Source organism: Achromobacter sp. NCFB-sbj8-Ac1-l, from assembly GCF_052695805.1.
On the sequence record NZ_CP199812.1, the window covers coordinates 3,968,132 to 3,989,795 of the forward strand.

23 protein-coding genes are annotated in these 21,664 nt (G+C 63.8%); 5 read left to right on the top strand and 18 right to left on the bottom strand.

Features of this window, described 5'->3' with window-relative positions; genetic code table 11:
- Nucleotides 1-13: 13 nt before the first annotated feature.
- The 3 genes from iscR to uvrB form a co-directional block, all read right to left on the bottom strand.
- Nucleotides 14-556: a Fe-S cluster assembly transcriptional regulator IscR gene (iscR, locus tag ACUDP5_RS18095; RefSeq protein WP_175192048.1), complete on the bottom strand. Its 543-nt coding sequence runs from the start codon at nucleotides 554-556 to the stop codon at nucleotides 14-16.
- Nucleotides 557-748: 192 nt separating this feature from the next.
- Entirely contained in the window at nucleotides 749-1,240 is a 492-nt protein-coding gene (locus tag ACUDP5_RS18100; RefSeq protein WP_006386176.1) for a low molecular weight protein-tyrosine-phosphatase, read from the bottom strand.
- A gap of 249 nt (nucleotides 1,241-1,489) precedes the next feature.
- The gene (uvrB, locus tag ACUDP5_RS18105; protein ID WP_445656790.1) at nucleotides 1,490-3,499 is read right to left on the bottom strand and encodes an excinuclease ABC subunit UvrB; all 2,010 of its coding nucleotides are present in this window, start codon (nucleotides 3,497-3,499) and stop codon (nucleotides 1,490-1,492) included.
- Nucleotides 3,500-3,699: 200 nt separating this feature from the next.
- Here uvrB and ACUDP5_RS18110 point away from each other — a divergent pair, with 200 nt between their 5' ends.
- Nucleotides 3,700-4,899, top strand: a complete 1,200-nt coding sequence (locus tag ACUDP5_RS18110) for an aspartate/tyrosine/aromatic aminotransferase (RefSeq protein WP_263910859.1) — start codon at nucleotides 3,700-3,702, stop codon at nucleotides 4,897-4,899.
- Nucleotides 4,900-5,070: 171 nt separating this feature from the next.
- Nucleotides 5,071-5,721: a transcriptional repressor LexA gene (gene lexA / locus ACUDP5_RS18115; RefSeq protein ID WP_263910860.1), complete on the top strand. Its 651-nt coding sequence runs from the start codon at nucleotides 5,071-5,073 to the stop codon at nucleotides 5,719-5,721.
- Nucleotides 5,722-5,896: 175 nt separating this feature from the next.
- On the opposite strand, the gene lon is transcribed toward lexA, so the two are convergent.
- The 5 genes from lon to ACUDP5_RS18140 form a co-directional block, all read right to left on the bottom strand.
- Nucleotides 5,897-8,347 carry an endopeptidase La gene (gene lon, locus ACUDP5_RS18120; RefSeq protein ID WP_199163989.1) on the bottom strand — a complete coding sequence of 817 codons (2,451 nt, stop codon included), beginning with the start codon at nucleotides 8,345-8,347 and terminating at the stop codon, nucleotides 5,897-5,899.
- 253 nt (nucleotides 8,348-8,600) lie between these two features.
- Entirely contained in the window at nucleotides 8,601-9,899 is a 1,299-nt protein-coding gene (gene clpX / locus ACUDP5_RS18125; RefSeq protein ID WP_025135990.1) for an ATP-dependent Clp protease ATP-binding subunit ClpX, read from the bottom strand.
- 101 nt (nucleotides 9,900-10,000) lie between these two features.
- The gene (gene clpP, locus ACUDP5_RS18130) at nucleotides 10,001-10,654 is read right to left on the bottom strand and encodes an ATP-dependent Clp endopeptidase proteolytic subunit ClpP (RefSeq protein ID WP_183004996.1); all 654 of its coding nucleotides are present in this window, start codon (nucleotides 10,652-10,654) and stop codon (nucleotides 10,001-10,003) included.
- A gap of 4 nt (nucleotides 10,655-10,658) precedes the next feature.
- Nucleotides 10,659-11,969, bottom strand: a complete 1,311-nt coding sequence (gene tig, locus ACUDP5_RS18135) for a trigger factor (RefSeq protein ID WP_445656791.1) — start codon at nucleotides 11,967-11,969, stop codon at nucleotides 10,659-10,661.
- Nucleotides 11,970-12,136: 167 nt separating this feature from the next.
- On the bottom strand, nucleotides 12,137-12,892 hold the full coding sequence (locus ACUDP5_RS18140) for a M48 family metalloprotease (RefSeq protein WP_263910864.1): 756 nt from the start codon (nucleotides 12,890-12,892) through the stop codon (nucleotides 12,137-12,139).
- 257 nt (nucleotides 12,893-13,149) lie between these two features.
- Between ACUDP5_RS18140 and ACUDP5_RS18145 the strand changes: the two genes are divergently transcribed.
- Nucleotides 13,150-13,695: a TIGR00645 family protein gene (locus tag ACUDP5_RS18145; protein ID WP_263910865.1), complete on the top strand. Its 546-nt coding sequence runs from the start codon at nucleotides 13,150-13,152 to the stop codon at nucleotides 13,693-13,695.
- Between the two features lie 98 nt (nucleotides 13,696-13,793).
- Here ACUDP5_RS18145 and ACUDP5_RS18150 read toward each other — a convergent pair whose 3' ends face one another.
- The 5 genes from ACUDP5_RS18150 to ACUDP5_RS18170 form a co-directional block, all read right to left on the bottom strand.
- Complete coding sequence (locus ACUDP5_RS18150) at nucleotides 13,794-14,000, bottom strand: cold-shock protein (protein WP_006225311.1); 207 nt, start codon at nucleotides 13,998-14,000, stop codon at nucleotides 13,794-13,796.
- A 322-nt stretch (nucleotides 14,001-14,322) separates the two neighbouring features.
- On the bottom strand, nucleotides 14,323-14,886 hold the full coding sequence (locus ACUDP5_RS18155; protein ID WP_445656792.1) for a DUF924 family protein: 564 nt from the start codon (nucleotides 14,884-14,886) through the stop codon (nucleotides 14,323-14,325).
- A gap of 163 nt (nucleotides 14,887-15,049) precedes the next feature.
- A complete protein-coding gene (locus tag ACUDP5_RS18160) occupies nucleotides 15,050-15,253 on the bottom strand; it encodes a cold-shock protein (protein ID WP_006220190.1) in 204 nt (67 codons plus the stop codon).
- Between the two features lie 372 nt (nucleotides 15,254-15,625).
- Entirely contained in the window at nucleotides 15,626-15,946 is a 321-nt protein-coding gene (locus ACUDP5_RS18165) for a hypothetical protein (RefSeq protein WP_263910868.1), read from the bottom strand.
- Between the two features lie 91 nt (nucleotides 15,947-16,037).
- The gene (locus ACUDP5_RS18170; RefSeq protein ID WP_263910870.1) at nucleotides 16,038-16,436 is read right to left on the bottom strand and encodes a hypothetical protein; all 399 of its coding nucleotides are present in this window, start codon (nucleotides 16,434-16,436) and stop codon (nucleotides 16,038-16,040) included.
- A gap of 124 nt (nucleotides 16,437-16,560) precedes the next feature.
- On the opposite strand from ACUDP5_RS18170, the gene ACUDP5_RS18175 reads away from it, so the two are divergent.
- Nucleotides 16,561-16,863, top strand: a complete 303-nt coding sequence (locus ACUDP5_RS18175) for a DUF2513 domain-containing protein (RefSeq protein ID WP_263910871.1) — start codon at nucleotides 16,561-16,563, stop codon at nucleotides 16,861-16,863.
- Nucleotides 16,864-16,962: 99 nt separating this feature from the next.
- Here the strand turns inward: ACUDP5_RS18175 and ACUDP5_RS18180 are convergent, their stop codons facing one another.
- From ACUDP5_RS18180 to ACUDP5_RS18190, 3 genes are all read right to left on the bottom strand, one after another.
- Nucleotides 16,963-17,235 (bottom strand): hypothetical protein, encoded by a 273-nt coding sequence (locus tag ACUDP5_RS18180; RefSeq protein ID WP_263910873.1) that lies wholly within the window; start codon nucleotides 17,233-17,235, stop codon nucleotides 16,963-16,965.
- Between the two features lie 73 nt (nucleotides 17,236-17,308).
- A complete protein-coding gene (locus ACUDP5_RS18185) occupies nucleotides 17,309-17,704 on the bottom strand; it encodes a RidA family protein (protein WP_263910875.1) in 396 nt (131 codons plus the stop codon).
- Between the two features lie 18 nt (nucleotides 17,705-17,722).
- Complete coding sequence (locus tag ACUDP5_RS18190) at nucleotides 17,723-18,871, bottom strand: DSD1 family PLP-dependent enzyme (protein ID WP_445656793.1); 1,149 nt, start codon at nucleotides 18,869-18,871, stop codon at nucleotides 17,723-17,725.
- A 141-nt stretch (nucleotides 18,872-19,012) separates the two neighbouring features.
- Between ACUDP5_RS18190 and ACUDP5_RS18195 the strand changes: the two genes are divergently transcribed.
- Entirely contained in the window at nucleotides 19,013-19,924 is a 912-nt protein-coding gene (locus tag ACUDP5_RS18195; protein ID WP_263910877.1) for a LysR family transcriptional regulator, read from the top strand.
- A gap of 34 nt (nucleotides 19,925-19,958) precedes the next feature.
- Here the strand turns inward: ACUDP5_RS18195 and ACUDP5_RS18200 are convergent, their stop codons facing one another.
- Nucleotides 19,959-20,357 carry a RidA family protein gene (locus tag ACUDP5_RS18200; RefSeq protein WP_263910878.1) on the bottom strand — a complete coding sequence of 133 codons (399 nt, stop codon included), beginning with the start codon at nucleotides 20,355-20,357 and terminating at the stop codon, nucleotides 19,959-19,961.
- 68 nt (nucleotides 20,358-20,425) lie between these two features.
- Nucleotides 20,426-21,616, bottom strand: coding sequence for an MFS transporter (locus tag ACUDP5_RS18205; RefSeq protein WP_445656794.1), 1,191 nt, complete (start codon nucleotides 21,614-21,616; stop codon nucleotides 20,426-20,428).
- Between the last annotated feature and the right edge of the window lie 48 nt (nucleotides 21,617-21,664).

Sequence of the window (21,664 nt, forward strand, 5' to 3'; positions counted from 1 at the left end):
CTCCTGATGCTGCTTATACGGTGGCGTTGGCCGCGACGGTCGTGGTCGGGGCATTGGCGGCGGCATTGGCGCCCCCCACCCGATTCACACGCACCGCGCAGGCCTGCGCTTGATTGTTGGCTTCCTGCAGTTGGCGCACGCGCTGCTGATCAACCAGATCTTGCAGGGACACCGAATCCAGGTAATCCACCATCTTGCGATTCAACGTCGCCCAGAGCTCGTGCGTCATGCACTTGCCGGGCTTGCCGTCGTTGCCGCTCGTACAGTCCCGCTTGCCGCCGCAGCTGGTCGCGTCCAGCGGCTCGTCGACGGCAAAGATGATGTCGGCCACCGTCACGTTGCGCGCCAGGCGGGCAAGCGAGTAGCCGCCGCCCGGGCCGCGCACGCTGTCCACGAGTTCGTGGCGACGCAGTTTCCCGAACAGCTGTTCCAGGTACGAAAGCGAAATGTTCTGACGCTGGCTGATGGCCGCAAGAGTGACCGGGCCGCTATGCTGCCGCATAGCCAGATCGATCATGGCAGTCACGGCGAAACGCCCTTTGGTAGTTAGCCGCATGGTGGGTTCCCTGTGATTCGGCAATGGCCGTCGGCGAATCCGGCGGTCAATACCCGAGTAATTGGCTCAAGTATAGCAAATTCCCGACTAATTTGGTATGGCTCCCGGCTAGAAAAAACCGCGCAGCTGCGCGGTTTTTTTCACTACCAAATTGCCCGAGGCCGCCCGTGGGCGGCCTGGCGCACCAGGGGATCAGGCCGCCTGGTACTGGGTAGCGCGCTTGCGGACCAGCTCGAGCACGCCCTGACAGGCGTCTTCGAGGTAGTCGAGCACTTTGCCGAAACCGTCGGCGCCGCCGTAGTACGGGTCGGGCACGGTGGCTTCTTCGAACTCGTTGGCAAAGCGCATCAGCAGCATCAGCTTGTGCTGGTAGGCCTTGGGGCACTGCTGCTGCATGGCGGACAGGTTGTCCCAATCCATCGCGAGGATGAGATCGAAGTCGCGGAAATCTTCCGCGGTGACCTGACGCGCCTCGCAGTGCGTGATCTCGTAGCCGCGCTTACGTGCCGCAGCCTGCGCCCGGGCATCAGGCGCCTCGCCGATATGAAACGCGTGCGTGCCCGCGGAGTCGATGCGAACCACATCGCCCAAACCCGCGTCGTTCACCAAATGGCGAAACACGCCCTCTGCGCTCGGCGAGCGACAGATATTGCCCATGCAAACGAAAAGTACCTTGGTCATCATGGGAGTAAGTGTGCGGGAAAACCCGAGATAAGGCAAGCTTTTTTTGTAGCGCCGGCCAAGATGCCGAGCAAATGCGTCCCCTTAAATATCAACTATAAATCATATAGTTACGGACTATATTTAAGGCTTCGCAAGATGCTTTGCGTGAATCGATTGTCCAATTATTGAGCACGCGATTGCAACAGCGCGCTGTCAGCTGCTATTCAGCAGCCTGTCAGCGCGCAGACACATTTAGATACCCACGCGATATCACACCGCGCCATCCAGCAGCACGCGCTGCTTCAGCGCGTTCAGCGCATCCCGGGCAGCGGCGGCCTGCTCGAACTCCAGGTTGCGGGCGTGGTCCATCATCAGCTTTTCCAGCCGCTTGATTTCCCGCGCCAGCGCCTTTTCGTCCTTCAGGAACTCCGCCGGCACCGCCGCTTCCAGGGCGTCGTGCTGCACCGGCGCCACAATGCCATCGATCAGCTCGCGGACCGCCTTGTGCACGCCGCGCGCGGTAATGCCGTTGTCGGTGTTGAACTGCAACTGCTTGGCGCGGCGACGGCTGGTCTCTTCCATGGCACGCTGCATCGAATCCGTGATGCGGTCGGCATACAGGATGGCGTGGCCGTTCAGGTTGCGCGCAGCCCGACCGATGGTCTGGATCAGGCTGCGCTCGGACCGCAGGAACCCTTCCTTGTCGGCGTCCAGGATGGCCACCAGCGACACTTCCGGAATATCCAGGCCTTCGCGCAACAGGTTGATCCCCACCAGCACGTCGAACGTGCCCAGGCGCAGGTCGCGGATGATTTCGACGCGCTCGACCGTGTCGATGTCCGAGTGCAGGTAGCGCACCCGTACCCCGTGTTCGGACAGGAAGTCGGTCAGGTCCTCGGCCATGCGCTTGGTCAGCGTGGTGACCAGCACCCGCTCGCCCTGCCCCACGCGCACCTTGATCTGGCCCAGCAAGTCGTCCACCTGCGTGCGGGCAGGCAGCACCTCGACGATCGGGTCGACCAGACCGGTGGGCCGCACCACCTGCTCGATCACATTGTCGGTGTGCTCTTTCTCGTAGGCGGCGGGCGTGGCCGAGACGAACACGCATTGGCGCATCCGCGCCTCGAATTCCTCGAGTTTGAGCGGCCGGTTATCCAGCGCCGACGGCAACCGGAAGCCGTACTGCACCAGCGTTTCCTTGCGCGAACGGTCGCCGCGGTACATGGCGCTGAGCTGGCCGATGGTGACGTGGCTTTCGTCGATGAACATCAGGGCATCGGACGGCAGGTAGTCGATCAGCGTGGGCGGCGGATCGCCCGGCGCCGCGCCTGACAGATGCCGCGAGTAGTTTTCGATGCCTTTGCAGAACCCCAGCTCCTGCAGCATTTCCAGGTCGAAACGGGTGCGCTGCTCCAGACGCTGGGCCTCGACCAGATGGCCGTCATCGACAAAGCGCTTGACCCGGTCGCGCAGTTCTTCCTTGATGGTCTCGATGGCACGCATGACAGTATCGCGCGGGGTCACATAGTGCGAGCCAGGGTAGACGGTAAAGCGCGGCAGCTTCTGGCGGATACGGCCGGTCAGCGGATCGAACAGCTCCAGGCTTTCGATTTCGTCATCGAACAAGGTCAGCCGCAGCGCCAGTTCGGCGCTTTCGGCCGGGAAGATGTCGATGGTTTCGCCGCGCACCCGGAACACGCCGCGGGTGAATTCCGCGTCGTTGCGGGTGTACTGCATGGCAACCAGCCGCGCCAGGATCTCGCGCCGCGAGATCTGGTCGCCCGCGCGCAGGATCAGCACCATCGCGTGATAGTCGCCCGGGTTGCCGATACCGTAGATGCACGACACCGTGCCGACGATGATCGTGTCGCGACGTTCGAGAAGGCTCTTGGTCGCCGACAGGCGCATCTGCTCGATGTGCTCGTTGATGGACGAGTCCTTTTCAATGAACAGGTCGCGCGTGGGTACGTAGGCTTCGGGTTGGTAGTAGTCGTAATACGAAACGAAATACTCGATCGCATTCTTGGGGAAGAACTCGCGCATTTCGGCGTACAACTGCGCCGCCAGGGTCTTGTTCGGGGCCAGAACCAGGGCCGGCCGCCCGAGCTGGGCGATGACGTTGGCCATGGTGTAGGTCTTGCCCGACCCGGTCACACCCAGCAGGGTCTGGAACATCAGGCCGTCCTGCACCCCCTGGACCAGGCCCTCGATGGCCGCAGGCTGGTCGCCGGCCGGCGGGTAAGGCTGGTACAGATGAAACGGGCTATCCGGGAAATCCACGAATCCGGCACCCGCCGGGCCAGCACCGGGCGCCGCCGCAACGGGGGCTGCGCCGGCCGGATCGGTGGTCGAACCCGCGGCTGCGGCACCCGCCGTACTTGGGTCTATTGCGCTCTTAGGCATGCTAGACTGTTCCCAGGGTAAACCCCCCATTATCCACAGCACTTCCCACTGCGTCCACTCACCCTCAGCAGAGTCCCATGAGCACCCTTTTCGATTCCGTCGAACTCGCGCCGCGCGACCCCATTCTTGGTCTGAACGAACAATACAACGCGGATACCCGCCCCGGTAAAGTCAACCTGGGCGTTGGCGTGTACTACGACGACCAGGGCCGGATTCCCCTGCTGGGCGCGGTGCGCAAGGCCGAAATCGCCCGCATCGAAGCCGCTGCTGCCCGCGGCTATCTGCCGATCGAGGGCATCGCCGGCTACAACCAGGGCGCGCAAGCCCTGCTGATCGGCAAGGATTCCCCCCTGGTGACCGAAGGCCGCGTCCTCACCACCCAGGCCCTGGGCGGCACCGGCGCCCTCAAGATCGGCGCCGACTTCCTGCGCCAGCTGCTGCCGACCGCCAAGGTCCTGATCAGCGACCCCAGCTGGGAAAACCACCGCGCGCTGTTCGAACGCGCCGGCTTCGAAGTCGGCACCTACGCCTACTACGATGCCGCCACCCGTGGCCTGAATTTCGATGGCATGCTGGCCGCCCTGAAGGCCGCGCCGGCCCAGACCGTCGTCGTGCTGCACGCTTGCTGCCACAACCCCACGGGCGTGGACCCCACCTTCGAACAATGGCAGCAGATCGCCGCCGTCGTGAAGGAAAACAACCTGGTCCCGTTCCTGGACATCGCCTACCAGGGTTTCGGCGAAGGCCTCAAGGAAGATGCCGCCGTCGTGCGCCTGTTCGCCGACCTGAACATGACCATGTTCATCAGCTCGTCGTTCTCGAAGTCGTTCTCGCTGTACGGCGAGCGCGTCGGCGCCCTGACCGTCGTGGCCGGCAGCAAAGACCAGGCCACCCGCGTCCTGAGCCAGCTCAAGCGCGTCATCCGCACCAACTATTCCAACCCGCCCACCCACGGCGGCACGATCGTCTCGACGGTGCTGAACACGCCTGAACTGTTCGCCATGTGGGAACAGGAACTCGGCGCCATGCGCGACCGTATCCGCCTGATGCGCAAGCAACTGGTCGAGAAAATCAAGGAACACGGCGGCAAGCAGGACTTCAGCTTCGTGCTGCAGCAACGCGGCATGTTCTCGTACTCGGGCCTGACCTCGGCCCAGGTCGACCGCCTGCGCGAAGAGCATGGCGTCTATGCCGTCTCCAGCGGCCGCATCTGCGTTGCCGCCCTGAACAGCGGCAACATCGACCAGGTCGCCAAGGGCATCGCCGCGGTGCTGTAAAGCGCCTCGCACTGCCGGCACCAGCCAGACGGGACCTTCGGGTCCCGTTTTCATTGCCCGCGATTTATGGGTCTCTTGCCCTGGCGCTCGACACCCGCTTGCTTTTTTGCGTTATGTCCCCCAGAATGCTGCTGTATATATGTACAGTCCGACCCCAAACGGATCATCGCCATGGCCAGCAAACTCACTGATCGTCAACAGCAAATCCTGGACCTCATCCGGCAAACCGTCGCGCGCACGGGCTTTCCGCCCACCCGCGCCGAAATTGCCTTGGCCCTGGGATTTCGCTCGCCCAACGCGGCCGAAGACCATCTCAAGGCCCTGGCCCGCAAAGGCGCCATTGAGCTCACGGCCGGCGCCTCGCGCGGCATCCGCCTGAAAGACGCCTCGGCCGCCCCGACGCAAGCCGCCCTGCCCCTGCCAGGCCTGGCGCAGCTGCTGCTGCCGTTGGTAGGCCGGGTGGCCGCCGGCAGCCCCATCCTGGCCGCCGAACACGTCGAACGCGAAATCGGCGTCGACTCCAGCCTGTTCGCCCAGGCACCCGACTACCTGCTCAAGGTGCGCGGCATGAGCATGCGCGATGCCGGCATCCTCGAAGGCGACCTGCTCGCCGTCAAGAAGGCCTCCGAAGCCCGCAACGGCCAGATCGTGGTGGCCCGCCTGGGCGACGACGTCACCGTCAAGCGCCTGCAGCGCCAGCACGGCCGTATCGAACTGCTGCCCGAAAACCCCGACTTCGACACCATCGTGGTCGAAGCCGACCAGGAATTCGCGCTCGAAGGCATCGCGGTCGGCCTGATCCGCACCCACGCACTGCATTGATGCACCACTGAACCGCGCTTGGCTGGCCTCGCAGGCCGTTCCAGGTTCTCTATACGGCTCCCGCCCGGCCAGCGTCGCCGAGACACGCCGCAGTGCAGCCAAGCCTAAAAAAGAAACCCCGCCAAGGCGGGGTTTCTTGTTGAAGGCGCCGCAAGCAGCGCCTCTCGGGCCAGCATCAGTGCTTGAGCACCGGGTCCGTCGAGCCAGGCTCGGCCGGCTTGGCCACCAGCGGTTCCTTCACCGCCTCGTCTTCGGCCAGCGGCTCGGGCAGGCGTTCCAGGGCCAGTTCCAGCACCTTGTCGATCCAGCGCACCGGCACGATCTCGAGATGGTTCTTGACGTTGTCCGGGATCTCCGCCAAATCCTTGACGTTTTCTTCCGGGATCAAGACCGTCTTGATGCCACCGCGGTGAGCGGCCAACAGCTTTTCCTTCAAGCCGCCGATCGGCAGGACTTCGCCACGCAACGTGATTTCGCCCGTCATGGCGACATCGGCGCGCACCGGGATGCGCGACAGCGCCGACACCATGGCCGTGGTGATCGCAATACCCGCAGACGGACCGTCCTTGGGCGTCGCGCCTTCCGGCACGTGCACGTGCATGTCATGCTTCTCGAACACGCTGTCTGCAAAGCCCAAGCGACGGGCGCGTGAGCGCACCACCGTACGAGCCGCTTCGACCGATTCCTTCATCACGTCGCCCAGCGAACCGGTGCGTTGGATCACGCCCTTGCCGGGCATGTCCGCCACTTCGATCGTGAGCAGGTCGCCACCGACTTCCGTCCAGGCCAGGCCGGTCACTTGACCGATCTGGTTTTCCTTTTCGGCCATGCCGAAGGTGTAGCGGCGCACGCCGAGGTAGTCGCTCAGGTTGTCGCCCGTGACATTGACCGGCTTGACCTCGAGGGTCTTGCCTTCGGCCTTGGCACGATCGGTCTGGGTCAGCAATTGCTTGATGACTTTGCGGCAGATCTTGCCCACTTCGCGCTCGAGCGCACGCACACCGGCTTCGCGGGTGTAGTAGCGCACGATGTCGCGCAAGGCGCTGTCGTCGACGGTAAGCTCGGTATCCTTCACGCCGTTGTTCTTCATCAGCTTGGGCAGCAGATGGTCGCGGGCGATGTGGATCTTTTCTTCCTCGGTGTAACCCGACAGGCGGATCACTTCCATGCGGTCCAGCAGCGCCGGCGGAATGTTCAGCGTGTTGCTGGTCGCCACGAACATGACGTCGGACAGATCGAAGTCAACCTCGATGTAGTGGTCCTGGAACGTGTGGTTCTGTTCAGGATCCAGCACTTCGAGCAGCGCCGACGAGGGATCGCCACGGAAATCCATGCCCAGCTTGTCGATTTCGTCGAGCAGGAACAAGGGATTGCGCACGCCGACCTTCGACATGTTCTGGACGATCTTGCCCGGCATCGAACCGATGTAGGTCCGACGATGGCCGCGGATCTCGGCTTCGTCGCGCACGCCACCCAGGGCCATGCGCACGAACTTGCGGTTCGTGGCCTTGGCGATGGACTGGCCAAGCGAGGTCTTGCCGACGCCCGGAGGGCCGACCAGGCACAGGATAGGCGCCTTGACCTTGTCCACGCGCTGTTGCACGGCAAGGTATTCAAGGATGCGTTCCTTCACCTTTTCCAGGCCGTAGTGGTCGTTGTCCAGTACGGTCTCGGCGTTGGCGATGGAATTGTTGATCTTGCTCTTCTTTCTCCAGGGGAGGTTGATGAGCGTATCGATGTAGTTGCGCACCACGGTGGCTTCGGCCGACATGGGCGACATGAGCTTGAGCTTCTTGAGCTCGGCATCGGCCTTTTTACGTGCCTCTTTGGGCATGTGGGCAGCGATGATCTTCTTTTCGAGCTCTTCGATGTCCGCGCCTTCTTCGCCCTCGCCCAACTCTTTCTGAATGGCCTTGACCTGCTCATTCAGGTAGTAGTCGCGCTGGCTCTTTTCCATCTGCTTCTTCACGCGGCCGCGAATCCGCTTCTCGACCTGGAGAATGTCGATTTCGGTTTCCAGCTGCGTGAGCAAGCCTTCAAGGCGTTCGGAGGTGCCGACGATCTCGAGCATCTTCTGCTTCTGCTCGAGTTTCAGCGGAAGATGCGCGGCGATCGTATCGGCCAGGCGACCGGCGTCATCGATGCCGGCGAGCGAGGTCAGGATCTCCGGAGGGATCTTCTTGTTCAGTTTGACGTATTGCTCGAACTGGGCAACGATCGCGCGGCGCAGGGCTTCGGTTTCGGAGCCCTGGACGGCATCCGGCTCGATCGGCGTGACCTGGCACGTAAAGTGCGAATCGGCGTCTTCGATGCTGTTGATGCGGGCACGCTGGGTACCCTCGACCAGCACCTTGACGGTGCCGTCGGGCAGCTTGAGCATCTGCAGGATGCCGGCGACGCAGCCGATCTCGTAGACGTCTTCGGGGGTGGGATCATCCTTGCCGGCGGACTTTTGGGCCACCAGCATGATGCTCTTGCCCGCTTCCATCGCAACCTCGAGCGCGCGGATCGAGCGCGGACGGCCGACGAACAGCGGGATGACCATGTGCGGAAACACCACGACATCGCGCAGCGGCAGCAGGGGAAGGTCGATCGGGTCGGAAGGCAGGGTCTGGCTGGCAGACATAGGAGGTTCCTCGGTATGACTCGGCGTATCGGGGACAGGATGCCCGGGTATACCCAGGCATCTTCGTCAGTTACGTCTGTTATGGGAACAATAGCCGAAAATTCAAGATCCCGGCTGCCGGATAAACAAAACGGCAAAAAAAACAGCGGCCGGTTTCCCTTGTTTTCTTGGACACGCCCCGGGACCATCCGTTCAAGGTCAGGCCCCGAGGTAAAAAAACCCGTTACGAGAACGGGTTTTTCTGAAATAACCGTCAGGCCGCGGCGTCGCGGACTTCTCCGCGCTCGGGCTTTTCGGCGGCGCTTTCTTCGTCCGCGTAGATCAGCAAGGGCTTGCCCTCGCCTTCGATCGCGCCTTCGTCCAGCACCACGCGCTTGACGTTGCCTTGCGACGGCAGGTCATACATGGTGTCGAGCAGCGCCTGCTCGATGATGGAGCGCAGGCCGCGGGCGCCGGTCTTGCGCTTGAGCGCCTTGCGGGCGATCGCCTTCAAGGCTGCCGGGCGCACGTCCAGCTCGGCGCCTTCCATGGCGAACAGCTTCTGGAACTGCTTGAGCAAGGCGTTCTTGGGCTCGGTCAGGATCTGGACCAGGGCCGCTTCGTCGAGTTCGTCCAGCGTGGCGACCACCGGCAGGCGGCCGACCAGCTCGGGAATGAGGCCGAACTTGATCAGGTCTTCGGGTTCGACTTCCGAGAACAGCTCGCCCACGCCGCGTTCGGACTTGGCGCGCACGGAGGCCGAGAAGCCGATGCCCGACTTTTCGGTGCGGTCGCGGATGACTTTTTCGAGCCCGTCGAAGGCGCCGCCGACGATGAACAGGATGTTGGTCGTATCAACCTGGACGAAGTCCTGGTTGGGGTGCTTGCGCCCGCCCTGCGGCGGCACGGAGGCCACCGTGCCTTCGATGAGCTTGAGCAAGGCCTGTTGCACGCCCTCGCCCGACACGTCGCGGGTGATGGACGGGTTGTCGGACTTGCGGGAAATCTTGTCGATTTCGTCGATGTAGATGATGGCGCGCTGCGCCTTCTCGACTTCGTAGTTGCAGTTCTGCAGCAACTTCTGAATGATGTTTTCGACGTCTTCGCCCACGTAACCGGCTTCGGTCAGCGTGGTGGCGTCGGCCATGACGAACGGCACGTTCAGCATGCGCGCCAGCGTCTGCGCCAGCAACGTCTTGCCCGACCCGGTGGGGCCGATCAGCATGATGTTGCTCTTGGACAACTCGACTTCGTCGCCCTTGATTTCGCCGTGGCGAATGCGCTTGTAATGGTTGTAGACGGCCACCGCCAGCATGCGCTTGGGCGAGGTTTGCCCAATGACGTACTGGTCGAGGAACGTCTTGATCTCAGCCGGAGTGGGCAGTTCGGAACGAATCGCCGCGCGCGCGGTAGCCTGCGCTTCCTCGCGGATGATGTCGTTGCACAGGTCTATGCATTCATCGCAGATGAATACCGACGGACCCGCGATCAGCTTGCGGACTTCGTGCTGGCTTTTATTGCAAAACGAGCAATGCAGCACTTTTGCGTCTGCCGATCCCTTTTTTTCAGGCATATGTAGTCGTATCTCAGGTAAAGAAGCGCCGGACCGGGTAAACGGCCCGGCGCCTGCGCTTACTCAAACGTGGCAGCAGCGGGTCGGACTCAACCGGGAAGTCAGCCTTCCGAACGGGAGGTCATCACCTTGTCCACCAGTCCATACGATACCGCATCTTCGGCGGACATGAAGTTGTCACGTTCCGTGTCCAGGCCGATGCGCTCGATCGACTGGCCGGTGTTGTCGGCCAGGATGCGATTGAGACGCTCGCGCAGGTCCAGGATCTCGCGAGCCTGGATCTGGATGTCGGAGGCCTGCCCCTGGGCGCCGCCCGAGGGCTGGTGGATCATGATGCGCGAGTTGGGCAAGGTGAAACGCTTGCCCTTCTTGCCAGCCGCCAGCAGGAAGGCGCCCATGCTGGCCGCCAGGCCGGTGCACAGGGTCGACACGTCCGGCTTGATGAACTGCATGGTGTCGTAGATGGCCATGCCCGCGTACACCGACCCGCCAGGCGAGTTGATGTACAGGGAAATGTCCTTGTCAGGATTCTCCGATTCCAGGAACAGCAACTGTGCAACGACCAGGTTGGCCGTTGCGTCGTTGACCGGGCCCACCAGGAAAATGAGCCGCTCGCGGAGCAGACGCGAATAGATGTCGTAGGCGCGCTCGCCGCGCCCCGACTGCTCGATCACCATGGGAATGTAGCCCAGGCCGGTGGGGGTCACCGAAGACCCGCCATTCATTGCCGCATAGAAATCGGTGAATCTCTGCATAGTGTTACGCCATCCCCATCAACTGATCGAAAGGCACCTTTTCTTCGGTGACCTTGGCCTTGTCCAGAACGTGTGCCACGACGTTGTCTTCGAGCACGATAGCTTCGATTTCAGCACGACGTTGACGGTCAGCCAGGTAATAGCTGACAACCTGGGCGGGTTGTTCGTAGTTTTCCGCGAATTCTTCGATGCGGGCACGAACCTGTTCCGGCTTGGCTTGCAGCTGGGCTTGCTTGACCAGTTCGGACACCAGCAGACCCAGGCGCACGCGGCGCTCGGATTCGGTCGAGAAGGCTTCGGCGGGGATCGGCACGGACTCGGCGTTCGGCACGCCGCGTTGCTTCAGTTCTTCGCGGGCAGCGGCGATGCGGCTTTGCACGTCGTTGTCGACCAGGGCCTTCGGCACGTCGAACTTGCCGGCTTCGACCAGGGCGTCCATCACGCTGGACTTGGTACGGCCTTGCGAGCGCACCTTGACTTCGCGTTCGATGTTGCTGCGGATGTCGGCCTTGAGCTTTTCGACGTCGCCTTCGGCCTGGCCGAGCGACTTGGCGAATTCAGCGTTCAGTTCGGGCAGGACGCCTTCAGCCACTTCCTTGACGGTGATGGTGAATTCGGCGGTCTTGCCGGCGACTTCCTTGCCTTGGTAGTCGTCAGGGAACTTCAGCGGGAAAACCTTGCTTTCGCCAGCCTTCAGGCCGCGGGCGGCTTCTTCGAATTCCGGCAGCATGCGGCCTTGGCCGAGCACGAACGGGAAGTCTTCGGCCTTGCCGCCTTCGAACGGCACGCCGTCGATGGTGCCGGCGAAGTCGAGGGTGACGCGGTCGCCGTCTTGCGAGGCACGGCCTTCACGGGCTTCGAACGTGGCGCGCTGCTTGCGCAGGACGTCCAGGGTCTGTTGCACTTCGGCGTCGGTGACGGCGGTTTCGAAGCGGGTCACGGACAGTGCCGACAGGTCGGGCACGGCGACTTCGGGGTAGACCTCGAACGTGGCGGTGAACGCCAGCGTGTCGTCGGTGACGCCTTCGGTCTTGGGTTCCAGGTTCGGGGCACCGGCGACGCGCAGCTTGGCGCCGTCGACGGCTTGTTCGAACGCACGGCCAACTTGGCTATTGATCACGTCGTAGCGGATGCCGGGGCCATGGCTGCGCTCGAGCATGGCGAGCGGCGCCTTGCCGGGACGGAAGCCGGGCACCTTGGCGGTACGGGCCACGCGCTTCAATTGCGCCTGGACTTCCTTTTCGACGTCGGCCACCGAGACGGCCAGATCAACACGGCGCTCCAGGCCGGAGAGGGTTTCAACCACAGGCTGCATTAAAAGACCTATTTTCCGAGAGAATAAGAGATGACGGGCGGATAAACGCGCCATTTTACCGGAAACTTCCGGAACCCTGACGCAAAGGGGTGCGAGCCCCCGGATAAGCCCGGATGCTCGCACCCCGTTTCCACCCCCGAAGGGAGGCAAACGCCCGCTGGGGCGCCTTATTTCGCTTTGGCGATGCGATCCTCGATGTGCTGAGCGCGCTTTGCCGAAGACGGATGGGAGCTCATCATATCGCTCTTGCCGCCATCAAGCTCGGCCAGCTTCTGGAAGGCGGTCACCAGGCCACGCGTATTGAGCTTCTTGGCCTGCAGTTGGTCGAACGAGTAATCGTCGGCCGCGCTTTCCTGCGATTGCGAGAACTGCGCGTTGATGAACTTCTCGGTCAGGTCGCCCAACTGGGACGAATTCAGGGCAGCCACGGTGGCGCCCCCTGCGGCGCCGGCGGCGTCACGCGCAGCCGACACGGTGTAGGCGGTCTGCATGGCCTTCTTGCTGTGGCCCAGGGCCACGTGGCCGATTTCGTGGCCGACCACGCCGAGCACTTCGTCGTCGGTCATCATGTCCATCAGGCCGCTGTAGACGCGGATGCAGCCGTTGGCCATGGCCCAGGCGTTCACGTCCTTGGTGATGTAGACCTTGTAGTTCGCTTTCTGGCCATTCACCGTGGCGCCCAGGGACTTGGCGATCTTTTGCAGGCGGGCGTCGTACTTGCTGCCCGGCGCGGCGATCTTTTCCTGGGAATCGCTTTGCGCGCACGCCTTGTCGGACAAGGTCTTGATTTCGGCATCGCTGAGGGTGGCGGCCTGCACCACCTTGCTGCCGGCGCCCACCAGGCCTCCGATGTCGAGGGCATGCGACGCGGAATAAGGGGCAAGCGCAACGGTCAGGGCGGCAACGGTGTAGCGGATCTTCATGGAACAAACTCCTCTTGACTGACTCTGTACGAGTGAGGCGGCAATTCTATATACGGCAAAACCGTGCAAACCGTTTCGCCACAGAGTTTCGCAAATGCGAACTTCGCTTACATAAAAGGCATGCAAATGACTCGTTAGCGTGGTAAATACCGGCGCCGCGATACCAATCTGTCATCAAAAACCCATTACCGCGTGGCCCGGCATTGATAGAATTGCCGCCGCACTTTTTCGCACCCAACCTTGGCTCGCACCCACTCATGACCCCGAACACCCCTCCCCGCCTTGGCCTGCTGCCCAGCCTGATATTCAGTTCGCGCTGGCTGCAACTGCCGCTCTACCTGGGCCTGATCGTCGCCCAGGGCGTCTACGTCATGCTGTTCCTGAAGGAACTCTGGCATCTGCTGACGCACGCCAACAGCTTTGGCGAAATGGAAATCATGCTGCTGGTGCTGGGCCTGATCGACGTCGTGATGATCTCGAACCTGCTGGTGATGGTGATCGTCGGCGGCTACGAGACCTTCGTGTCGCGCCTGCGCCTGCAGGGCCACCCGGACCAGCCCGAATGGCTCAGCCACGTCAACGCCAGCGTCCTGAAGGTCAAGCTGGCCATGGCCATCATCGGCATCTCGTCGATCCATCTGCTGCGCACCTTCATCGAGGCCGGCACCCTGGGCACGCCCAATGCGCGCTTTTCCGAGGCGGGCGTGATGTGGCAGACCATCATCCACGCCCTGTTCATCCTGTCCGCCCTGGGCATTGCGCTGGTCGACAAGCTGTCCACGCCGGCACACCCCAAGCACTGACGCCCCGCTCGCCACGGCAAAGAAAAAGCCCCTGCACATTGCGTGCAGGGGCTTTTCATTGGAGCGGACCGTTTTGCTGGACCGCTACCGGACGGAACTCAGGCTGCGACCTTGATGTTCTTGGCGCTGGGGCCCTTCGGGCCGGTACCGACCTCGAACGTGACGCGCTGGTTCTCCTGCAGCGACTTGTAGCCTTCGCTGCGGATTTCAGAGTAGTGAGCGAACAGATCCTTGCTGCCGTCGTCGGGCATGATGAAGCCATAACCCTTTTCGGCGTTGAACCACTTGACGATGCCGGTTGCCATGGAATTTCCTCGAACCTAAAAGATGCGATTGCTCGCGGGACGCCAGATCATCAAGGATGGGAGAGGAAGCAACCGCAGCACCACTGACGGCGACAAGTTAAACGCAGACCGCGTCTCTTGAAAATCTCGCTGAACCCAGTGTATTGGTGAACCCGGAAAAACGTCAAATATGCGGCCATCCGCCAGCCCGCGCCCGGCTTGCCCTGGCGCAAAGCGGGGCAAAATTTTCAACTGGCCATGCGTCGATACAAGCAGATACCGTCACGGCAGCGGGCCTGGACTCAGGCGGGAAAAGGCGGTCTGACCCGAGCGCCGCCCCGCCTCACCCGGCGAAGCCGCCGGCGTCCAGGAATTCCTGTTCAGGCTGGGTCGTGTGGCGGCCCAGGGCGGCGTTGCGATGCGGGAAGCGGCCGAAACGCTTGATGATGTCGCGATGAAGAACCGCCCAGCGCACCGAATCGGCACCCAAGGGTTCCATCAAGGCCACCGCGCGATTCTGCGCCACCAGGCTCTCGGCATGCTCGAACGGCAGGTAGAAGAACTGGCGCAGCGACGGGTCGACCGCCAGGTCGTGCCCCGCCGCAACGGCGCGCTCGGCAAACACCAGCGCCAAAGGGTCGGTGGCGAACATGTGGGCGGTGCCGCGGTAGGCATTGCGGGGATACTGGTCCAGCAGGATCATCAGTGCAAGCGCGCCTTCGGGATCATCCAGCCAGGCATCGAGTTGCCGGGCCGCCGCAGCCAGGTGGGCCGCCCCGCAATGCTGCCGGAAACGCTCGTCGAAGGCCGCATCCTTGGTGAACCACGCCTCGCGCCCCGCATCGCGCCAAAAGGCCACCACGTCTTGCGGTTGCAGGGAAAGCGGGGCGTGGCTGGGCTGGGTCATGGATTCGTCCTGTAGCGGGTACGCCCGACGCGATGCCGGGCAAGAAACGGAAAGCTGCGGCAAGGATACCGCGGCACGCCTGGCGCCATGCAAAAGGGCCCCCTTGCGGGAGCCCCAGACGCAAAAAAGCCCCCGAAGGGGCTTTTCCGAAAAGCCAGAATCCTTACAGGACCTGGATCTTCGTGGCTTGCGGGCCCTTGGGGCCATTGGCCGTCACAAAGCTGACGCGCTGGTTCTCTTCCAGAGACTTGAAGCCCGAGCCCTGAATTTCGGAGAAGTGAGCGAACAGGTCCTTACCACCCGCTTCCGGGGTGATGAAGCCATAGCCTTTTTCCGAATTGAACCACTTAACGACGCCGGTTTCCATACTGTATTTCCTAGAGATAATGGGCAAATGCCCGGAGGTCACGAATCAATCAAGGAGGGGACAGTAGAACAATAACGCTGAGCCGGAAAAGGCACGGCACTGAACGAAAATCGCAACGCTTGTGATCGTGTGCCGACACTATCGTTATGTTCCCCTCACAAGTCAACATAATCCTAAAAAATACGTGCCAATAATGCAACAAAGAGAAACTGCGCACAAAATTAACAGGTTTCCATAGGCAAAAAGGTGCCCTGCATAGGTGTAAACACCCACACATCATAAAAAAACAATCGAGGCTTATATAAATGCCGTCAAACGCGCATCGGACTCATACGCCGTTTGGGTGGGGCACTTTTTGGTTTGCCGTGAGGCTTACTCGTCGATAGGTAAGCCCAACAGATCGAGCGCCGCGCCGAAAGCCTCGGGGCCCGAGCATAGGAAAACCGCCACGTCGCCGGGATTCATATTTTCCAGGACCTGGTCGATTTGGTCTTGCGCATTATCAACATTGTCGACATTGGCAGCGTGAATGTCCGCTCCGCCTTCGACTTTTTCGGGGGGCACGATGTCGGCGATGGCATTGAGATCGTTTACGCCGGATACGACATAAGTGCTAATGCTTTCGCCATCAAGCGTTGTGTGGAGCTCAACGCCGCCCGTCACGTCGGCAACGTGCCGACTGAGTATTTCCATGATCAATCTTCCTAGACTTGCGGGCCGAGCCCGCCTGGGCACGCACCGTACAGGTGCACACACGCCCAGGCGCGACTATAACAGCCTTATGCTAAGGCTTCCTGACAATCGGACCGAGCGAACGCCGGGCGGCGCCGGACGTGGCCGCCACGCTGCGGCTGCGCACCCCCGCGGCGGCCAGCGCGGCGAGCAGCGGCTTCTGGGCGGCCAGGAACGTGGCCTTCTCGTCGCCGGCCAGCTTGCACAGGAACATCTGGGCCTGCAGCTGGGTGCGGCGAGCCTTGCGATTGTCGGACTCTTGCGCCAGCCAGTCCGCGATCCAGTCGGCCGCAGCCTGGGCGTCGCCTTGCAGCTTGACGTGGCCGAGCAGGTCGAACACGGTCACGCCGTCGATGGCGCCTGCTTCGGTGCGGGTCAGAAAGAGCTTGGCGGCCTGGCCGGTGTAGCCGGGGATCAGCGCGAGGCAATCGCGCTCTGCGGGTTTCTTCATGGGTACTGCCCGTAAGGGTTGTCGGTAACCCGCCACTTTAACCCGCGCTCGCAGCTGTCGCGTGCACGCCACGGAACTCTGCTATTGTCGGCCTGTCTTTTTTCCCAACTTGGCGGACAACATCATGCAACGCGATTTCGATCTGGTCGTCACCATCCTGGGTGCCTTGCGCGACGCGGCAGGCCCCAACCTGAGCACGCACGACATCAAGAACGCCGCTCTGGCACCCCACGCGCAGGAACAGGGCCTGCAACTGATTGCGCATCACCTGGACCTGCTGGCCGATGCCGGGCTGGTCAAACAGGTCAGCGAGACGGCGGCCACTGCCGGCGATACGCGCTGGCGCATCACCTGGAAGGGCTATGACGCCCTGGAACAGGACGAGGAAGACGAAGAAGACGAAGACTTCGACGACGCCGAAGAATAAGCCGGCACGAGTCGCGGACCCAGGGCAACGGGCCGTCGGTACGCGACCCTGCTGGCCGACACGGGGCGCCCCTTGCGGGCGCCCTGCTCTTTTGGCGGATCAGGCGCGGCGCAGGATGCGGCGGGTGAGCAGCGCCGCCGCACTGCCGATGACCAGGCTGAACATGAAGGCGGCGATCGACAGCATCGCGGCCTGGTCGCCAAATCCGGTCGAGCGCGACAGCGTGAATACGGCGGCGAAGATTGCCGCGGCGAGGATCGCGACGCCAGCCAGCGCCCGGCCGACCGAGCGCAGGCGGCCGCAGAGCGAACCGCCTACCAAGGCCACGGCGACCATGGCGGCCATGGACCAGAACAGATATTCGTAGTGCATGCGGATGGGCTCCCCCAGGGGTATCGAGGCGCCCGCATTATAGGCGGCTGCGCGCCCCATCCGTCCCCGTCCTTCAAGCGGGTGGCGCCACCGCGATGGCGCTGATTTCCACCAGGGCACCGTAGTGCAATTCACGGGTGGGCACGATGGCGCGGGCGGGCCGGTGATCGCCGAAGCTGCGCTCGTAGACGCTGTTCACCTCATTCCACAAGCCGACATCGGGGATGTAGACGGTGACGTTGACCACGTGGGCCATCGACGAACCCGCCGCCTGCAGGATGGCCGCCATGCTGCGCAGGGCGGCCTCGGTCTGGGCCGCCACCCCTTGCGCCAGTTGCGGGCGTTCGCCCGGCTGGGCGGGGGCCTGAAATCCCAGTTGCCCGGAGACAAAGACGAAGCCGTTGGCCCGTACGGCCTGCGAATAGTGGCCAGCTGGCGGGGTGGCGTTGGGGGTGTATATCGTGTCCATGGAGATTCCTTGATGGGCTTACCAGCCGCGAAAGCGTTCCCAGTGCGCCACGACGTCGCGGCCGCCGGTGCGCACGACTTCGTAGGCGTCGTGCTGGGCGCAGGTTGCGCAGGCGTGGTTCGGCACGATGCGCAGTTTGCTGCCCAGCGGCAGGTCCGGCAAGGCGGCGCCGCTGCCCGCGCGCAGCTTGATGATGCCCTGCTCCTGGTTGGTTTCGGCCAGCAGCAGGTCGGGATAGACCTTGCCGTCCGCATCGCACACCAGGCCGTACAGCTGATCCACCGGTTGCTTGGCGGTGCCGCGGTCCCGCGACATGGCCATCCAGCCGGCGTCCACCAGGATCCAGCCCTTGTCGGGCTGATGGCCGATGACCGTCGTGAGGACGGTCGCGGCGATGTCGTCCACCGAGCACACGCCCAGCCCGGCCATGACCAGGTCGAAAAATACGTACACGCCCGCGCGCACCTCGGTCACGCCGTCCAGGTTGCGGGCGAAATGCGCGGTGGGCGTCGAGCCGACGCTGACGACCGGGCACGGCAGTCCGGCGGCGCGGATCGCTTGGGCGCAGGTGACGGCGGCCAGGCGTTCCTGCTCCGCCATGGCGGCGATCGCGTCGACACTGCGGCAGCCGTAGGACTCGCCGGCGTGGGTCATGACGCCGCGCAGGCAGCCTGCGCCGTCCAACACCCGTGCGATGGCCAGCAACTGCTCGACGTGGCCAGGCTGCACGCCCGCGCGATGCCCGTCGCAATCGATTTCGATCAGGGCGGGGATCGCGGTTCCCTCCTGCGTGGCGCGCTCGGCAACGGCTTGCGCAGCCTGGATGCTGTCGACCACCACCGTCAGGTTGACGCCGCGCCCGCGCAGGGCCAGGACCCGGTCCAGCTTCGCGGGCGCCACGCCCACGGCATAGAGCAGGTCGGTCACGCCGGCGGCGGCGAACTGCTCGGCTTCCTGCAGCGTCGACACGGCGGCCGGGCCTTGCGGGCTGGCCATGACGCGGCGGGCCACCTCGATCGACTTGGGCGTCTTCAGGTGCGGACGCAACTGCACGCCGTGGCCGGCCATGAGGCCATTCAAGCGCTCGATGTTGCGGGTCATGCGGGTTTCGTCCAGCAGCAGGCAGGGCGTGTCCAGGGTATCGAGAGTGGCGCTAGCAGCAGTCATGGCAGTGTCGGAAGCAAACGGGCGGGGACAGGCGGGGATCGAAGCGGGCGCCGCCCGGGCGCAACCGCATGCCGGAAGTATGGCGCGACCAGGGGCTTGCGTGTTTAATAAGGACTTAATCAATCATTAAGGCAATTCTGAATGATTACCACCGACGACCTGCGTTTTTTCCTGAGCCTGGCGGCGACCAGTTCGCTGGCGCAGGCCGCGCGCGCCCTGGACGTGACGCCGCCTGCCGTGACGCAACGATTGCACGCACTGGAAAAGCGGCTGGGCGTAAGGCTGGTGAACCGATCCGGCCGCGGCACGGCGCTGACCGACGAAGGCCGCCTGCTGGCCCTGCGCGCCGGGCAGATCTGCGGTGAACTCAATGACCTGGCCGACGAGCTGGTCGGCCGGCGCGGCGTGGTGGCCGGCCATCTGCGGGTGGTGGCACCATTGGGTTTCGGCCAGCGATACGTGGCGGAACGGGTGGCGCAGTTCCGCCAGAACAGCGAAGACGTGACCGCCAGCCTGACCCTGTCCGACGGACCGCCGCGACTGGCCAGCGACAACTGGGACGTCATGATCCACATCGGGGAACTGCGCGATTCGACACTGGTGGCGTATCCGCTGGCCCCCAATCGGCGCATCCTGTGCGCGTCGCCCGCTTACCTGGCGCGGCGTGGCGCCCCGGCCAAGCCCGAAGACCTGCGCGACCACGACTGCATCGCCCTGCGGGAAAACGAAGAAGACGTGACGCTGTGGCGCTTCAAGCGCGGCCGCGGCCCCGCGGTGGGCGTGCGCATTGCGCCGGTGTTGTCGACCAACGCCGGCGCGGCGGCGGTGGCCTGGGCGCTGGCCGGCCACGGCATCCTGGCCCGGTCGGAATGGGATGTGGCCGAGCACGTGAAAAACCGCGACCTGGTGCCATTGCTGGCGGGCTGGAGCCTGCCTGAGGCCAACGTGGTAGCGCTGGTGAAGTCGCGCCAGGACCTGTCGGCGCGCACGGCGGGCTTTCTCGCCCACCTGCGCGAGGCTTTTGCGACGACGCCGTGGCGCGACAAAGACTGAGACCTGCCGGAACCGCCCGTGCGTTCGGGCTGGGTCAGTCCAGCATGGCTTCGGCTTCGATCTCGACCAGCCACTCCGGCAGCGACAGACCGCTGACGATGATCCACGATGACGGCGGCGGGTCCTTTGGAAAGCGGTCGCGCAGGGCCTGGGCGATCACTTCCTGGTCTTCGCGGGCCGTTTCGCAGATGTAGATGCGCAGCATGATGACCTGCGCCAGCGTGCCGCCCGCCGCGGCGAGGACGCGCTCGATGTTGTCCAGCGCGGCTTCGGTCTGTTCCTGCAGGCCGGGCCCGACGGTGCGTTCGTCGGCATCGACACCGACCTGGCCGGACAGCAGCATGCGACGCTGGCCGGTCACGATGACGGCCTGGCTGAAGCCGTATTGCACCGAATTGAAAACCGTGTCGGGATTGATGACGGTTCGGGACATGTGTGTTCTCCTTGTAGGCGCCGCGCCCCGCGGCCCGGCGCTACCGGCATTCTAGAACCGCTGGCCGATCAGGCGGCCGCCGGGGCGGCCCTGGCGCCACGCGCTGCGTACAGGGCCACCAGCAACACGACGGTGCCCGCCCCGACCGCCGTCCAGAAACCCGCAACCACGCCGTGATGATCGACGATCCAGCCCGCCAGCGCCGCCCCGGCCGCAACCCCCGCGCCCAGGCCGGTGACCAACCAGGTCAGCCCTTCGGTCAAGCGGCGCCCCGGTACGCTGCCTTCGACCATCGCCATGGCGATGATCATGGTCGGCGCGAACGACAGGCCGGCCAGCAGGACGCCCAGCGACAGGGTCAGCAGGTCGCCTACCAGCAGTAGCGGCACCGTGGTGAAGGCCGTCACCGTGGCCGCAATGGCCAGGAGGCGCGCCAGCGGCATCTGGAATTTCAGCACGCCGAACGCCAGCCCGGCCACGCACGAGCCCAAGGCATAGGCTGACAGCACCACGCTGGCGCCCGCCGGCAGACCCTGCTGGCGGGCGAACGCCACGCTCATCACGTCGATGGTGCCGACGATGACGCCCATGGCCGCCATCATGGTGGTCAGTTGCCGCATGATGGGCACGCTGAGCACCGAGGCTTCGCGGCCAGCCTCGCGCGGCTGCACGATGGGTGCCGTGGCGCGCTGCAGCACGAATGCCGTCACGCCCACGCCCAGCAGCAATGCCGCGCCCAGCGGCCCGGCTTCAGGGAACAGCAGCACGCACAACCCCACTGCAACAGGCGGCCCGATGATGAAGCTGAGTTCGTCGAATACCGATTCCAGCGCATAGGCGGTGCGCAGTTGCGGCTGGTCGCGGTAGATCTCGGTCCAGCGGGCCCGCGCCATGGCGGGCATGCTGGGCAGGCTGCCCGACAGCGCCGCGAACACGAACAGCGTCCAGTCCGGGGCACCGATCCGCACGCAGATCGCCAGGCCAAGCAGGCCGGCGACGCTGGCGCCGGCCGCCACGGGCAGCACCCTGCCCTGGCCATGCCGATCGACCAGGCGGGAAATGCGCGGCGCCAACAACGCCGTCGCCAGCGCAAACGTGGCCGCCACGGCGCCAGCCAGGGTATAGGCGCCCCGCACCTGCGACAGCATGGTGATGATGCCGATGCCGATCATCGGCAGGGCCAGGCGCGCCACGGCGCACGCCGCCACAAAACCTGCGGCGCCGGGCGCCTTGAACAATTCGCGATAGGGATTCGACACCCGGAACCTCTGGGGGATGTTGCAGGCCGGCGGCGGGGCCACCGGACA

Bases quoted from the DNA above. Each gene is read 5' to 3' on its own strand.
- iscR (WP_175192048.1), bottom strand. From the start codon at position 556: ATGCGGCTAACTACCAAAGGGCGTTTCGCCGTGACTGCCATGATCGAT.
- ACUDP5_RS18100 (WP_006386176.1), bottom strand. From the start codon at position 1,240: ATGATGACCAAGGTACTTTTCGTTTGCATGGGCAATATCTGTCGCTCG.
- ACUDP5_RS18110 (WP_263910859.1), top strand. From the start codon at position 3,700: ATGAGCACCCTTTTCGATTCCGTCGAACTCGCGCCGCGCGACCCCATT.
- lexA (WP_263910860.1), top strand. From the start codon at position 5,071: ATGGCCAGCAAACTCACTGATCGTCAACAGCAAATCCTGGACCTCATC.
- lon (WP_199163989.1), bottom strand. From the start codon at position 8,347: ATGTCTGCCAGCCAGACCCTGCCTTCCGACCCGATCGACCTTCCCCTG.
- clpX (WP_025135990.1), bottom strand. From the start codon at position 9,899: ATGCCTGAAAAAAAGGGATCGGCAGACGCAAAAGTGCTGCATTGCTCG.
- clpP (WP_183004996.1), bottom strand. From the start codon at position 10,654: ATGCAGAGATTCACCGATTTCTATGCGGCAATGAATGGCGGGTCTTCG.
- tig (WP_445656791.1), bottom strand. From the start codon at position 11,969: ATGCAGCCTGTGGTTGAAACCCTCTCCGGCCTGGAGCGCCGTGTTGAT.
- ACUDP5_RS18140 (WP_263910864.1), bottom strand. From the start codon at position 12,892: ATGAAGATCCGCTACACCGTTGCCGCCCTGACCGTTGCGCTTGCCCCT.
- ACUDP5_RS18145 (WP_263910865.1), top strand. From the start codon at position 13,150: ATGACCCCGAACACCCCTCCCCGCCTTGGCCTGCTGCCCAGCCTGATA.
- ACUDP5_RS18150 (WP_006225311.1), bottom strand. From the start codon at position 14,000: ATGGCAACCGGCATCGTCAAGTGGTTCAACGCCGAAAAGGGTTATGGC.
- ACUDP5_RS18155 (WP_445656792.1), bottom strand. From the start codon at position 14,886: ATGACCCAGCCCAGCCACGCCCCGCTTTCCCTGCAACCGCAAGACGTG.
- ACUDP5_RS18160 (WP_006220190.1), bottom strand. From the start codon at position 15,253: ATGGAAACCGGCGTCGTTAAGTGGTTCAATTCGGAAAAAGGCTATGGC.
- ACUDP5_RS18165 (WP_263910868.1), bottom strand. From the start codon at position 15,946: ATGGAAATACTCAGTCGGCACGTTGCCGACGTGACGGGCGGCGTTGAG.
- ACUDP5_RS18170 (WP_263910870.1), bottom strand. From the start codon at position 16,436: ATGAAGAAACCCGCAGAGCGCGATTGCCTCGCGCTGATCCCCGGCTAC.
- ACUDP5_RS18175 (WP_263910871.1), top strand. From the start codon at position 16,561: ATGCAACGCGATTTCGATCTGGTCGTCACCATCCTGGGTGCCTTGCGC.
- ACUDP5_RS18180 (WP_263910873.1), bottom strand. From the start codon at position 17,235: ATGCACTACGAATATCTGTTCTGGTCCATGGCCGCCATGGTCGCCGTG.
- ACUDP5_RS18185 (WP_263910875.1), bottom strand. From the start codon at position 17,704: ATGGACACGATATACACCCCCAACGCCACCCCGCCAGCTGGCCACTAT.
- ACUDP5_RS18190 (WP_445656793.1), bottom strand. From the start codon at position 18,871: ATGACTGCTGCTAGCGCCACTCTCGATACCCTGGACACGCCCTGCCTG.
- ACUDP5_RS18195 (WP_263910877.1), top strand. From the start codon at position 19,013: ATGATTACCACCGACGACCTGCGTTTTTTCCTGAGCCTGGCGGCGACC.
- ACUDP5_RS18200 (WP_263910878.1), bottom strand. From the start codon at position 20,357: ATGTCCCGAACCGTCATCAATCCCGACACGGTTTTCAATTCGGTGCAA.